Annotated in this window: 12 protein-coding genes; 3 read left to right on the top strand and 9 right to left on the bottom strand. The window is 66.6% G+C overall.

Annotation, left to right across the window (positions count from 1 at the left end):
• Positions 1-403: 403 nt before the first annotated feature.
• On the top strand, positions 404-1,327 hold the full coding sequence (locus tag C7411_RS29030; protein ID WP_373682680.1) for a DMT family transporter: 924 nt from the start codon (positions 404-406) through the stop codon (positions 1,325-1,327).
• A gap of 480 nt (positions 1,328-1,807) precedes the next feature.
• Here C7411_RS29030 and C7411_RS29025 read toward each other — a convergent pair whose 3' ends face one another.
• The 6 genes from C7411_RS29025 to C7411_RS29000 all read right to left on the bottom strand — a co-directional run bounded on the left by C7411_RS29025 (position 1,808) and on the right by C7411_RS29000 (position 8,763).
• Positions 1,808-2,575, bottom strand: coding sequence for an SIR2 family NAD-dependent protein deacylase (locus tag C7411_RS29025; RefSeq protein WP_243413382.1), 768 nt, complete (start codon positions 2,573-2,575; stop codon positions 1,808-1,810).
• 269 nt (positions 2,576-2,844) lie between these two features.
• Entirely contained in the window at positions 2,845-4,671 is a 1,827-nt protein-coding gene (gene glmS, locus C7411_RS29020) for a glutamine--fructose-6-phosphate transaminase (isomerizing) (RefSeq protein WP_110387313.1), read from the bottom strand.
• A gap of 80 nt (positions 4,672-4,751) precedes the next feature.
• Positions 4,752-6,125 (bottom strand): bifunctional UDP-N-acetylglucosamine diphosphorylase/glucosamine-1-phosphate N-acetyltransferase GlmU, encoded by a 1,374-nt coding sequence (glmU, locus tag C7411_RS29015; protein ID WP_110387312.1) that lies wholly within the window; start codon positions 6,123-6,125, stop codon positions 4,752-4,754.
• Positions 6,126-6,332: 207 nt separating this feature from the next.
• Positions 6,333-7,304, bottom strand: a complete 972-nt coding sequence (gene ttcA / locus C7411_RS29010) for a tRNA 2-thiocytidine(32) synthetase TtcA (protein WP_110387311.1) — start codon at positions 7,302-7,304, stop codon at positions 6,333-6,335.
• A gap of 3 nt (positions 7,305-7,307) precedes the next feature.
• A complete protein-coding gene (locus C7411_RS29005) occupies positions 7,308-7,703 on the bottom strand; it encodes a dihydroneopterin aldolase (protein WP_042269113.1) in 396 nt (131 codons plus the stop codon).
• A gap of 202 nt (positions 7,704-7,905) precedes the next feature.
• Positions 7,906-8,763 carry an SDR family oxidoreductase gene (locus C7411_RS29000; RefSeq protein WP_110387310.1) on the bottom strand — a complete coding sequence of 286 codons (858 nt, stop codon included), beginning with the start codon at positions 8,761-8,763 and terminating at the stop codon, positions 7,906-7,908.
• A gap of 13 nt (positions 8,764-8,776) precedes the next feature.
• Here C7411_RS29000 and C7411_RS28995 point away from each other — a divergent pair, with 13 nt between their 5' ends.
• Together C7411_RS28995 and C7411_RS28990 are read left to right on the top strand one after the other, a co-directional pair.
• Complete coding sequence (locus tag C7411_RS28995) at positions 8,777-9,979, top strand: class I SAM-dependent methyltransferase (RefSeq protein WP_110387347.1); 1,203 nt, start codon at positions 8,777-8,779, stop codon at positions 9,977-9,979.
• A gap of 18 nt (positions 9,980-9,997) precedes the next feature.
• The gene (locus C7411_RS28990; RefSeq protein ID WP_110387309.1) at positions 9,998-10,192 is read left to right on the top strand and encodes a DUF2905 domain-containing protein; all 195 of its coding nucleotides are present in this window, start codon (positions 9,998-10,000) and stop codon (positions 10,190-10,192) included.
• Between the two features lie 18 nt (positions 10,193-10,210).
• Here the strand turns inward: C7411_RS28990 and C7411_RS28985 are convergent, their stop codons facing one another.
• The 3 genes from C7411_RS28985 to C7411_RS28975 are packed head-to-tail and all read right to left on the bottom strand — an operon-like array spanning position 10,211 to position 13,111.
• Entirely contained in the window at positions 10,211-11,452 is a 1,242-nt protein-coding gene (locus C7411_RS28985; RefSeq protein ID WP_110387308.1) for a multifunctional CCA addition/repair protein, read from the bottom strand.
• A complete protein-coding gene (locus C7411_RS28980) occupies positions 11,449-12,099 on the bottom strand; it encodes a glutathione S-transferase family protein (protein WP_110387307.1) in 651 nt (216 codons plus the stop codon). The genes C7411_RS28985 and C7411_RS28980 overlap by 4 nt, the downstream gene beginning before the upstream one ends.
• A gap of 55 nt (positions 12,100-12,154) precedes the next feature.
• Positions 12,155-13,111: a complex I NDUFA9 subunit family protein gene (locus tag C7411_RS28975; RefSeq protein ID WP_110387306.1), complete on the bottom strand. Its 957-nt coding sequence runs from the start codon at positions 13,109-13,111 to the stop codon at positions 12,155-12,157.
• Positions 13,112-13,162 lie beyond the last annotated feature (51 nt).

Below are 13,162 nucleotides of genomic sequence, written 5' to 3'. Positions count from 1 at the left end.
ATCCGCTTGCCGATCTGGGCGGGCGTTTCGCGCGAAGCAGTATTACGCAGCGTAGGGCGTTTGTCATCCGCTAATGGCCGGGTGTATTTTCCGGGAGACAATTCCCTTTCAATTCGGATACGATCGGCATTTACGCGTTCGTTTTCCGGAAGTTCCTTGTTTTTTCACGTAATACGCTGAATCGGCCTGGCCCGCACGAATTCGGGCCAGATTGATACCCGATTCAGATGCAATCGCAAAAAACGGGCAACCCAGACGGGCCCCCCTTGCCCAACAGGACATCAGGCCGGCCACCGCGCGCCGCGCGCGCCAACCGTCGAAAACGCTGCCGCGCCCATTCCCCACGAAAAGAGATCTCCGCTTGCCATCCGCCACCCGCCGCCACCTGCGCGCCAATCTGCTGATGCTGACCGCCGCCCTCATCTGGGGATCGGCGTTCGTCGCCCAGCGCCTGAGCCTCGACGCCATCGGCCCGTTCCTGTTCACCGGCCTGCGCTTCCTGCTGGGCGCCGGCGTCGTCTCGGTCTTTCTGCTCGCACGCCGCGGCGCCAGCGAGCGCGGCGCCGCGGACAGCGGCAACGCGGCGGCCCCAGCGCTGTTCAACGGCGCGCTGCTGCGCTCGGGCACCGTGCTCGGCCTCGTGCTGGCCGTCGCCATCTCGCTTCAGCAGATCGGGCTCGGCTACACGAAGATCGCCAATGCCGGCTTCATCAGCTCGCTCTACGTCGTGATCGTGCCGATGCTCGGCGTGCTGCTGCGTCATCGCACGGGCATCGGCACATGGCTCGGCGCCGCGCTCGCTGCGGTTGGGCTCTACTTCCTCAGCATCAACGAGCACTTTTCGGTGATGTACGGCGACTGGTACCAACTCGGCTGCGCGCTCGTCATTTCGATCCAGGTGATGCTCGTGGGCCATTACGCGCCGCGCCACGATCCGCTCGCGCTTTCGATCGTTCAGTTCGTTGCCTGCGGCGTGGTGTGTCTCGCGATCGGGCTCGCGTGCGAACCGCTGCGCGCGGCCGACATCGCGCGTGCCGCGCCCACCATTCTGTATGGCGGCGCGCTTTCGGTGGGCATCGGTTATACGCTGCAGGTCGTCGCGCAGCGCGACGCCGCGCCCGCGCACGCGGCGGTGATCTTCAGCATGGAAGGCGTGTTCGCCGCGCTCGCGGGCTGGGCCGCACTCGGCGAAACGCTCACGCCGCGCGCACTCGCCGGCTGCGCGCTCATGCTCGCCGGCCTGCTCGCTTGCCAACTTCTGCCGGCCTGGCAAGCGCGCAGGCTCGCGAAGCAGCGCGCCGCGTTGCAACCTGCCGAAACGGCGTAAAAGCGCGCCATGATTTTCGCCGCATCGTTGATATCGCGCTCTTCACTGTTTCGATAAATGGCGCCGCTCTCGAGCGACGCCATTTTTTTCACCTGAATAACGCGTGATTGCGCCGCGCCGAACCAGGTTATCCACGCCCGCCTCTGGACAACCTGGGGATGACCTGGCGAACGACCTGTGGACCACTTCTTGATAACCACGCGCCTGGCGTTGCGGTCCGAAAAGTTATCCCGGCAGCTCGCAACGCGTACAAGCTTTGTCCGCATGGCTATCCGTTTTGCATCGGTATGAGCCATCAGGCAATTTTCGCGTTGTCCACAGTTAATGCCAGGACTTGTTAACTGTTACTACTTATTAATATAAATACTGAAAAGACTATGGGGAAAATAGCGACGCTCAGCACGCATGCGCAACGAAAAAGGGCGTGCCTCCCGAGGAAGCACGCCCTTGCCCAATGCATCGCGCGAGAACACCGTGGGGCTAATCGCCCGCCATCATCCGCTCGATTGTCGGCTCGAGATCGAGCAAACCGACGCTCGCGGGCTTGGCCTCGACGACGCCGAAGCATTCCGTGCGCCGAGGCGCCGGATCGACGAGGAAATTGCGCGCGTAATGCCCGCAACGCGCAGGCGGCAAAAGCCGCTCGGGTGGAATAACCTCGAACGCCGTCCCCACGGCGATGAAGAGATCGTCAGGCGACATGTCGCACTGAATGCGCCAGAGCGTCTCGTACTCGGGCGCGGCCTCGTTGAAGAACACCACGCCGGGTTTGACGCCCTCCACCTGCCCGCACGACGGACAGGCGGCTTGCGGATCGAGCGCGCGGCCGGAGGCTGGAAAGCGATAGTCGCAGTCGGTGCACAGAAGCGAAATCATGTCGCCGTGCAGATGCGTCACCTGGCGCGCGCCGGCCTGCTCGAGCATGTCGTCGATGTTCTGCGTGACGAGATGCACGCGCTCCGTGCCCCAGGCGTCCTGCCACTTCGCGAGCCGTTCGTGGGCGGCGTTCGGGCGCGCGTCGCCGCATTCGGCGATGCGCTGGTTGTAGAAACGAAACACCGCGGGCCGGTTGCGGCGCCACGTGAGGTAATTGCAGACTTCGTCGATGCTCGCGTGTGACCAGATGCCGTCGCCGGTGCGGAACGTCGAAATGCCGCTTTCCGCAGACAGCCCCGCACCGGAAAACACGAACAGGCGGGGGGGTCTGCCGGACCGCGCCGGTTGCCGGGATTGCGCCACGTTTGCCACTTTCGCCTCCTTGATCGAACGGCGACATTATGACCGTCCAGCGGCGTTTCGGCAGAGGGTCGCCACGGCGGACCGGCGCAGGGTCCCGGCGAGCGCGTCGCGCGCCCTCAGGGGCGGTGCAGCGCGTGCGGCCAGCCGGGCCTATGTACGGAACCACGGCAGCCCTCTGAGCGGCCTCTGAACGCCTCCTGCTGCGATCGATCAATAAAAAGGGGATGCCGCAATGGCATCCCCTTTTTTCAAACGACGCGATCAGCGCGCGAACAACCTCACTCCACCGTCACCGATTTCGCGAGATTGCGCGGCTTGTCCACATCGGTGCCGCGCGCGCACGCCGTGTGATACGCGAGCAGTTGCAGCGGCACGACGTGCAGGATCGGCGAGAGCAGTCCGTAATGCTCCGGCATGCGGATCACGTGGATGCCGTCTTCGCTCGTGATGTGCGTATCGGCGTCGGCAAACACGTACAGCTGGCCACCGCGCGCGCGCACTTCCTGCATGTTCGACTTGAGCTTTTCGAGCAGCGCGTCGTTGGGCGCCACCGTCACCACGGGCATCGCCTCGGTCACGAGCGCGAGCGGACCGTGCTTGAGTTCGCCCGCCGGATACGCCTCGGCGTGGATGTACGAGATTTCCTTGAGCTTGAGCGCGCCTTCGAGCGCGATCGGGTAATGCAGGCCGCGCCCGAGGAACAGCGCGTTTTCCTTGCGCGCGAACTCCTCCGACCATGCAATGATCTGCGGCTCCAGCGCGAGCACGCCGTTGAGCGCGGCCGGCAGGTGGCGCAGCTCCGTCAGGTACGTCGCTTCCTGTTCGGCATTCACCTGGCCGCGCAGCTTGCCGAGCGTGACGGCGAGAATGAACAGGCCGACGAGCTGCGTGGTGAACGCCTTCGTCGACGCCACGCCGATCTCGCGCCCGGCGTGCGTGAGGAACTTGAGTGCGGTGAGCCGCACCATCGCGCTCGTCCCCACGTTGCACACCGCGAGCGTGTGCGCCATGCCGAGCGACTGCGCGTGCTTGAGCGCGGCGAGCGTGTCGGCGGTTTCGCCGGACTGCGAGATCGTCACGACGAGTGCGCGCGGATCCGGTACCGACTCGCGATAGCGGTATTCGCTCGCGATCTCGACATCGGTGCGGATCTTCGCCACCGACTCGAGCCAGTACTTCGCCGTGAGGCCCGCGTAGTAGCTCGTGCCGCACGCGAGAATCAGGATGCTGTCGATGCCCTTGAACACCTCGAGCGCGTTCTCGCCAAAGAGGTCGGGCGTGAAGGCGTCGGTGGCGGGAATGGTGTCGGAGATCGCGCGCGGCTGCTCGAAGATTTCCTTCTGCATGTAGTGGCGATACGGGCCGAGATCGACCGCGCCGCCGTAAGCGCCATAGGCCTGCACGTCACGCACTTCGCGCGTCACGAGGTGGCCGGCGCGATCGGCGATACGCACGCCTTCCAGCGTGATCTCGCACACATCGCCTTCTTCCAGATAGCTGATGTGCTCCGCGCTGCCCGCGATGGCCAGGCCGTCCGACGCAATGAAGTTCTCACCCTTGCCGTAGCCCACCACGAGCGGCGAACCGGCGCGCGCGCCGACCACCGTATGCGGCTGGCTCTTGTGCACCACGCCGATCGCATACGCGCCCGCGAGCTGCTGCACGGCGGCGCGCACGGCGGCGAACAGGTCGCCTTGATAAAGGCTGTGAATCAGGTGGGCGATGACTTCGGTGTCGGTCTGCGAAACGAATTCGTAGCCCTTCGCGCGCAGCATTTCGCGCAGCGACTCGTAATTCTCGATGATGCCGTTATGCACGATCGCGAGCGCGTCACGCGAGAAGATCGGGTGCGCGTTGTTCACCGTGGGTGCGCCGTGCGTGGCCCAGCGCGTATGCGCGATGCCGGTCACGCCTTCGAAGTGCGCCTCGCGCACCTGGTCGTCGAGTTCGGCCACGCGCGCGACGCTGCGCACGCGCTGCGGACCGTCGGCCGTCACGACGGCCACGCCGCACGAGTCGTAGCCGCGATATTCGAGGCGCCGCAGTCCTTCGATCAGGACGGGAACGATGTTACGAAGCGCAACCGCGCCGACGATGCCGCACATGGATTCGATCCTTTGCAATGAGAGGCGTGGGCGCCGCGCGCGCTGTCACTTTCGCGCGAGCGGCGCCGGGTTTCAACCGTTCAGTTCTTTTTCTTCACCGGCCGAACGTAGCCGGTTTTCGCGATCTGCGTCTTCTCGTTGAGTGCGAGCGTGGCTTCCGGCACGTCCTTCCACACCGTCGTGCCCGCCGCGATGGTCACGCCGCGGCCCACGCGCACGGGCGCGACGAGCTGCGTATCCGAGCCCACGAACACGTTGTCCTCGATGATCGTGCGGTGCTTGTTCGCGCCGTCGTAGTTGCAGGTGATGGTGCCCGCGCCGATGTTCACGCCCGCGCCGACATCCGCGTCGCCCACGTAGCTCAGGTGATTCGCCTTCGAGCCCACGCCGATGTTCGCGTTCTTCACCTCGACGAAGTTGCCTACGTGCACGCCGTCGGCGAGCTTCGCGCCGGGACGCAGACGCGCATAGGGACCCAGCACAGCGTTCGCGCCGACCGCCGCGTTTTCGATATGCGTGTAGGCGTCCACGCGCGTGCCCGCGCCGATCGACGCGCTGCGAATCACGCAGTTCGGGCCCACGCTCACGTTGTCCGCCAGCGTCACCTCGCCTTCGAACACGCAGTTCACGTCGATGAACACGTCGCGCCCGCAGTTGAGCGAGCCGCGCACGTCGAGGCGCGCCGGGTCCGCGAGCGTCACGCCCGCCACGAGCAGCGCCTCGGCCACGTTGCGCTGATGCACGCGCTCGAGTTCGGCCAGCTGCTGCTTGCTGTTCACGCCGAGCGTTTCCCATGCGGCGTCGGGCTGCGCGGTCACGGCCGGATGACCGGCGGCGATCGCGGCTTGCACCACGTCGGTGAGGTAATACTCGCCCTGCGCGTTGTCGTTCTTCAGCGCGGCGAGCCAGCCCGCGAGCGGCGCGGTAGGCGTCACGACGATGCCCGTGTTGATCTCGGCGATCTGGCGTTGCTCAACGCTTGCGTCCTTCTGCTCGACGATGCGCTCGACCTGGCCTGCCGCGTCGCGCACGATGCGCCCGTAACCGGTCGGGTCGTCGAGCGTGACGGTGAGGATGCCGTAGCCCGTCTTTTCCCCTGCAGCGCCGGCGGTGTCGACCAGACGCCTGAGCGTGGAGGCGCGCGTGAGCGGCACGTCGCCGTAGAGCACGAGCGTGGGCACGTTCGCGTCGAGCAGCGGCAGCGCCTGCGCGAGCGCGTGGCCCGTGCCGAGCTGCTGCGCCTGCAGCGCGAACTGGACGTCGGGCGCGCCGACGGCTTCGCGCACGGCCTCGCCGCCATGGCCGACCACGACGACGAGCCGCGTGGGCGACAGCGTGCGGGCAGTATCGATGACGTGCGAGAGGAGCGGCTTGCCGGCGAGCGGATGGAGCACTTTCGGCAGCGCGGAGTGCATGCGTTTGCCCATGCCTGCCGCGAGGATCACGATGTTCATTGCATCGGTGACTGGATGAGGAATGAAGCGGCTGATTTTAGCATGCGGGATATCCCCGACACGCCGGCCGGCCAGGCTCTCGTGGCCCGGAAAACATTGTTTTACAACTGCTTTTCTTCGGACCCGCGGCCAAAAGCAAAAAAAACGCTCCGATGCGGGGTCGGAGCGTTTGAGGCAAACCGCGAGGCCGGCTTGAAACGCGCGGCTTTAGAGATTGTCGAGCGGCGTGAACCTGATTGCCGTGCCTTGCGCAGGCGCCGGGTCGGTCGCGCACGGTTCCTCGTCGAACGCGATATCGCCGGCCGGATCGGCCACGCCCGTCGCGCGCAGGTCCGCGAAGTTGAACAGGTTCGCATCCATGAGGTGCGAAGGCACGACGTTGCCGAGCGCGTTGAACATGTTCTCCACGCGGCCCGGGAAGCGCTTGTCCCACTCGCGGATCAGCGCCTTCATCTCCGCGCGCTTCAGGTTCGGCTGGCTGCCGCACAGGTTGCACGGAATGATCGGGAATTCGCGCAGCACCGCGTACTTCTCGAGATCGGTTTCCTTCACGTAGGCGAGCGGCCGGATCACGACGTTCTTGCCGTCGTCCGACTGCAGCTTGGGCGGCATGCCCTTGAGCTTGCCGCCGTAGAACAGGTTCAGCAGCAGCGTCTGAAGAATGTCGTCGCGATGATGGCCGAGCGCAATCTTGTTCGCGCCCAGTTCGCCCGCCACGCGGTACAGAATGCCGCGGCGCAGGCGCGAGCACAGCGAGCATGTCGTCTTGCCCTCGGGCACGAGGCGCTTGACGATGCTGTACGTGTCCTGGTTCTCGATGTGGTACGGCACGCCCACACGGTCGAGATATTCGGGCAGCACGTGCTCCGGGAATCCCGGCTGCTTCTGGTCGAGGTTCACGGCCACGATGTCGAAGTCGATCGGCGCGCGCTCGCGCAGGCGCAACAGCACGTCGAGCATGGCGTAACTGTCCTTGCCGCCCGACAGGCAGACCATGACCTTGTCGCCGTTCTCGATCATGTTGTAGTCGCCGATCGCCTGGCCGACCTGACGCACGATGCGCTTGAACAGCTTGTTGTTCTCGTAGGCTTCCTTCTGCTCGCGGCGCGTGAGCGCCTGGCGGCCCGTCTCTTCGGTCGCGGCGTCCTCGCCGACGGGGAGCGTTTCGGGGGCGTTCATGAATCAGTCCTCTTTGATGCGAAAGACCTCGACGCCCACCGCGTCGCAGTCCGGATAAACGTCGGGCTTCTCGGTCGAGACGCGCACCGCGCGCACGAGTTCATGCGAAAGCAGCGCCGCGGCGAGATCGTCGCAGAGCGTCTCCTGCAGATGGATATGGCCGCGGCCCACGCGCTGCGCAACAGTCGAGCGCATGAAGTCGTAGTCCACGACTTCGCGCAGCTTGTCCTCGTGCGGCGTGGTCGAAGCGAGCGGCACGAACAGATCGATATTGATGACGACGCGTTGTTCGCCGCGCTTCTCGAAGTCGTGCACGCCGATGTTGATGTGCACTTCGTAGTCGCGCAGGAAAAGCCGGCGGCAATCGGCGAGCCGGGGGTGAAGCAAAACGGTGGACATACAGGTTCCAGTCGATAAAAGCGTGCGTTCTCTCGCACGTAGGCCGGCGCGGCGCGCCCGGCGGTCGTTCAGCCGGTCTGCAAACCGCTCGTGCGCGGCGGCTTGCGTTCCTTTGTCTTCGTCAGCACCGCTCGCTCGCAGTCCTGCGCGCAGCGGCGCTATGCATTTAGTTGCAAATATCGATGCAACTCACGTTTGGGCGTCAGCCGCCCGTCAAAAACATCACGTCGCGCGGCAGCGGGACGAGGTGCTGGCCGCCGTCCACGACGAGCGTCGTGCCGGTTACGCCAGTCGCCCGCGCGAGATACAGCGCGGCTTCCACGAGATCGGCGGGTCGCGACGCGCGCTTGAGCGGCGTGACCTGGTGCGCGGCGGCGAAGCTCTCCGGCGTCTGGTCGCCCGACTGCAGCGTGAGGCCGGGTGCGAGCCCCACCACGCGCACCTTCGGCGCGAGCGCCTGGGCAAGCGCGACGGTGGCGTTCTGCAACGCGGCCTTCGTCAGCGTGTACGACAGATAGTCGGGATTCATGTTGTACAGCTTCTGGTCGAGCACGTTGATCACACACGTGCGCAGCGTCTCGTCGTCCACCGCCGCCTCGGGCGTTGCCTCGTGCAGCACGCGCGAGAGCACGAGCGGCGCCCCCACGTTGATCGCCATGAGCTGCAGCAGCTTCGTGTAGCCCACATCCTGCGCGGTGTCCTCGTCGAAGCGCGAGGCATTGTTGAGCACGCACGCAGGACGACCGAGCGCCGCTACGCAATCCGGCACGAGCCGCGCCACCTGGGCTTCGTCGCCGAGATCGGCATGCAGCGCCACGGCCCGGCGGCCCAGCGCCGCGATCTGCGCGACGACTTCGTCGGCGGCCTCGCGCGACTCGCCGTAATGGACCGCGACGTCCCAGCCGCGCGCCGCAAAGCCGAGCGAGAACTCGCGGCCAATGCGGCGCGCGCCGCCCGTCACCAGCACGACGGGCGCCGCTGCGTCAGAATCGGGGCGCGATCCTTCGCCGGATGCGCTTTTGGCGGCGTCAGCCGGGCGGATGCCGGGAGTTGCGCTCATTTACAATGCCGGGATGAATCCGAAAGCTCACGAACCCGATAGTTTACCTGTTCCCGAGCCGATCGCGCTCGCGCAGTCGGAGGCGCTCGCGGCCACCTTGCGCGCCGAGATCGCGGCGGCGGGCGGCTGGCTCCCATTCGACCGCTACATGGAGCGCGCACTCTACGCGCCGGGACTCGGCTACTACGGCGGCGGGGCACGCAAGTTCGGCCTCTTCGCCGATGACGGCAGCGACTTCGTGACCGCGCCCGAGCTTTCGCCGCTCTTCGCCGCGACCCTCGCGCGCGCCGTGGGCGAAGCGCTCGCCGCCAGCGGCACGCGCCGTCTGATGGAATTCGGCGCGGGCACGGGCCGCCTCGCGGCGGGCGTGATGCTCGCACTCGACGCCGCACGCGTGGCGTTCGACGCCTACGCCATCGTCGATCTGTCGGGCGAGCTGCGCGAGCGCCAGCGCAAGACCCTCGCGGCGCTCGCGCCGGCGCTGCTCGATCGCGTGTCGTGGCTCGATGCGCTGCCCACGCAGTTCGAAGGCGTCGTGATCGGCAACGAGGTGCTCGACGCGATGCCGGTGCGTCTGTTCGCGCGCAAGGACGCCGTCTGGCACGAGCGCGGCGTGAGCGCAAACTCAGCAGGCGCCTTCGTCTTTTCCGATCAGCCGGCGAACTCGGGGCGCGACGCAAACTGGCCCGAGAGCGCGCTCGCGGGCGTGGAAGGCAGCGAAGACTACGTGACCGAAACGCACGAAGCCGCACTCGCCTTCACGCGCACGGTTTGCGCGATGCTCCGGCGCGGCGCGGCGTTCTTCATCGACTATGGATTTCCGCGCCACGAGTACTACCACGCGCAGCGCGCGCAAGGCACGCTGATGTGCCACTACCGGCACCGTGCACATGGCGACCCGTTCCTTTATCCCGGTTTGCAGGACATCACCGCGCACGTGGAATTCACGGGTATTGCCGAAGCGGGCGTCGAAGCGGGCGCGGACCTGCTCGGCTACACCACGCAGGCGCGCTTTCTGATGAACGCGGGCATTACCGAGGTGCTGGGCGAGATCGATCCGCGCGATGCGCAGCGCTTCCTGCCCGCCGCGAACGCGGTGCAGAAACTCGTTTCGGAAAGCGAGATGGGCGAGCTGTTCAAGGTGATCGCGTTTTCGCGCGGCATCGACGCGACCATCGCGGCGTTCGCGCGCGGCGACCGCAGCCACACGCTCTGACGCTCAGGCCACGCGATCATGATCCGCTGGTTCCTCACCACCTTCATCGCCGTGGCGATTCTCTCGAGCGCCCAGCCGTGGCTCAAAAAGCTCGGCATCGGGCGGCTGCCCGGCGACGTCACCCTGCGCATTTTCGGCCGCGAATATCCGCTGCCGTTCATGTCGACGCTCGTGCTGTCGATGGCGCTTTCGTTTATCGTGCGCGTGCTCTGAGCGAGCGCGCGCAACGGATCAAGCCGTAGCGAGCGCGCCTTCCACCGCCGCCACGCGCGCCTCGTGCACCGCTTCCTTGATCTTCCCGGCGCCGCCGCGTTCGATCGAGCGCGCAATCGCCCCCGCATCCACGCCGCGCGCGGCCACGAGCGCCACGCGCAGGCGCTCCGCTTGCGGATAAGGCGCGTTCTCCCAGTTCAGCCGCCCGCGCAAATCCGCTTCGCAGGCCTGCAGCGCCTCGGCAAAACGCGCGGGTTTGCGCAGCGCGTCGCAACGTTCGAGCATGCGCACGACCGCCGCCGCGCCCATCTCCATCACGCGGTGCACATTCCCATGCTCGCGCGCGACCAGCACCGCCAGCTCGCGGCAGTCGTTGGGCACGCGCAGGCGGTCGCACAGCGGCTTGAGCAGCTCCACGCTGCGCCCTTCGTGGCCGATGTGACGCGGCAGCACCTCCTCGGGCGTCGTGCCCTTGCCGAGATCGTGCGTGAGCGCGGCGAACCGTACCGGCAGCGTGTACCCCTGCGCGGCCGCATGGTCGATCACCATCATCACGTGCACGCCCGTGTCGATTTCCGGGTGATAGTCGGCACGCTGCGGCACGCCCCACAGCGCGTCGACCTCGGGCAGCACGCGCGCGAGCGCGCCGCAATCGCGCAGCACCTCGAACATGCGCGAAGGCCTGGCTTCCATGAGACCGCGGGCGATTTCCTGCCACACGCGCTCGGGCACGAGTGCATCGACTTCGCCCGAAGCGACCATCTCGCGCATGAGGTCGAGCGTTTCGGGCGCGACGGTGAAATCGGCGAAACGCGCGGCAAAGCGCGCGATGCGCAGAATGCGGACGGGGTCTTCGAGAAACGCCTCGCTCACGTGGCGAAACACGCGCGCCTGGAGGTCGCGCGCGCCGCCGAACGGATCGACGACGTCTCCCGTGAGCACGCCGCCCGGCTGCATTTCCTGCGCCATCGCGTTGATGGTGAGATCGCGCCGCGCGAGGTCTTCCTCGAGCGTCACGTCGGGCGAATAGTAGAACTGGAAGCCGTGATAGCCTGCCGCCGTCTTGCGCTCGGTGCGCGCAAGCGCGTACTCCTCGTGCGTTTCGGGATGCAGAAAGACCGGAAAGTCCTTGCCCACCGGACGATAGCCCTGCGCGGCCATCTGCTCGGGCGTCGCGCCCACCACGACATAGTCGCGGTCGCGCACGGGCAGCCCGAGCATCTCGTCGCGGATCGCTCCGCCTACGACATAGATCTTCATTCGTCGTCGCGTTCGTCGTCGGCGACGATGTGCGTTTCACGGCGCGCCGCCTCGACCCACTCGGCCACCGCGGGCAGTGCGCTCACGCGCTGCGCGTACGCCGCCGCTTCGGGCGAGAGCTTCGGCTGGTAGCTGTTCAGGCGCATGACGACCGGCGCGTACATCGCGTCGGCAATGCCGAATGCGCCGAACAGGAACGGCCCGCCGCTCGCGGCGAGGCACTCGCGCCAGAGCGCGTCGATGCGCGCGACGTCGGCGAGCGCCCCCGGCGTCGCTCCCGCGCCCGGCTTCACCTTGCGGATGTTCATCGGCATGTGGTTGCGCAGTTCGCCGAAGCCCGCATGCATCTCCGCGCTCACGCTGCGCGCACGGGCGCGTGCGTTCGCGTCGCGCGGCCACAGCGCGTGCTGCGCGAAGCGCTCGGCGAGCGTTTCCGCAATTGCGAGCGAATCCCACACGGCAAAGCCGTCGTCGCCGACGAGGCACGGCACCTTGCCCGAGGCCGAGAACGCGAGGATCGACGACTTGGTGGCCGGCTCGTCGAGCTCGATCAGCACCTCCTCGAACGCAATGCCGAAGTGCTTGAGCAGCACCCACGGGCGCATCGACCACGACGAATAGTTCTTGTCTCCGATTACGAGCTTCATTGTCCAAATGACCGTTGTGAGTTGAAAGAGCGCCGGCTGATCGTCCGCTTTCGGGCTAACGGCCGGCACTGGCGCGAAAGATGTTCAGCCGCGAGCGCAGCGAGGCGTCGGCGAGATAGAGCGGCGCGATCGCCTCGATGCTCGCGGGCTCGATATCGAGTTCGGGTGCGAGCGGCCCGGTCAGCACGCTGTCCACCTTCATCGAATCGAGATTATCGCGCGTGAGCACCGGCACGCCCGGCGCCATCTCGAACGAGAGCGCCTGCAAACGCCCGAATGCGTCGGGCAGCCGCATGATGCGCGCGTGCCGCCCCACGACTTCGCCGCAATACTGCAGCAACTGCTCGAGCGTGTAGACGGTCGGGCCGCCGAGTTCGTAAGTGTGCCCGCTCGCGGCGTCGAGATCGAGCACGTTGACGATCGCCTTCGACACATCGCCCACGAACACCGGCTGGAACTTCGCGTCGGGCATCGCGAGCGGAATCATCGGAAAGAGCCGCTGCAGGAGCGCGAAACGGTTGAGGAAGGTGTCCTCGGGACCGAACACGACGGAAGGCCGGAAGATCGTGGTGGCAAGTGCCGTGGCCGCGTGCACGGCCTTCTCGCCGTCGCCCTTTGAGCGCAGATACATGCTCGGCCCGCGCGGGTCGGCGCCGAGGGCGCTAATGTGGATCAGGCGATGCACGCCCTTGCCCTCGCAGGCGGCGACGATCTTCGTGGGCAGGTCGACGTGCAGCTTCGCGAAGCCCGGCCCGTAGGGATCGCCGCGCCCGCCGTTGAGCGTGCCGACGAGATTGATGACCGCGTCCGCATTTTCGACGAAAGCCGCGAGCGCGACCGGATCGGACACGTCGGCCTCGATCACGTCGACGGGCAGCAGGGTGAGATGGCGGGCGTTGTAGCGGCGGCGGGTGGCGACGCGCACGTCCTTGCCCGCCTCGACGAGCGCGTTGACGAGATGGCTGCCGATGAATCCCGAACCGCCGATGACCGCAATGGCTTGATGTCGCATCTTCGACCTCCTCGGGCAGACGGCGCCGCCGCGTACGAGGTCCGGTTCGTC

This window comes from Paraburkholderia silvatlantica, from assembly GCF_003096715.1.
GTDB classification, from domain to species: Bacteria; Pseudomonadota; Gammaproteobacteria; order Burkholderiales; family Burkholderiaceae; genus Paraburkholderia; species Paraburkholderia silvatlantica.
This window is presented reverse-complemented; position numbering and strand designations above follow the sequence as displayed.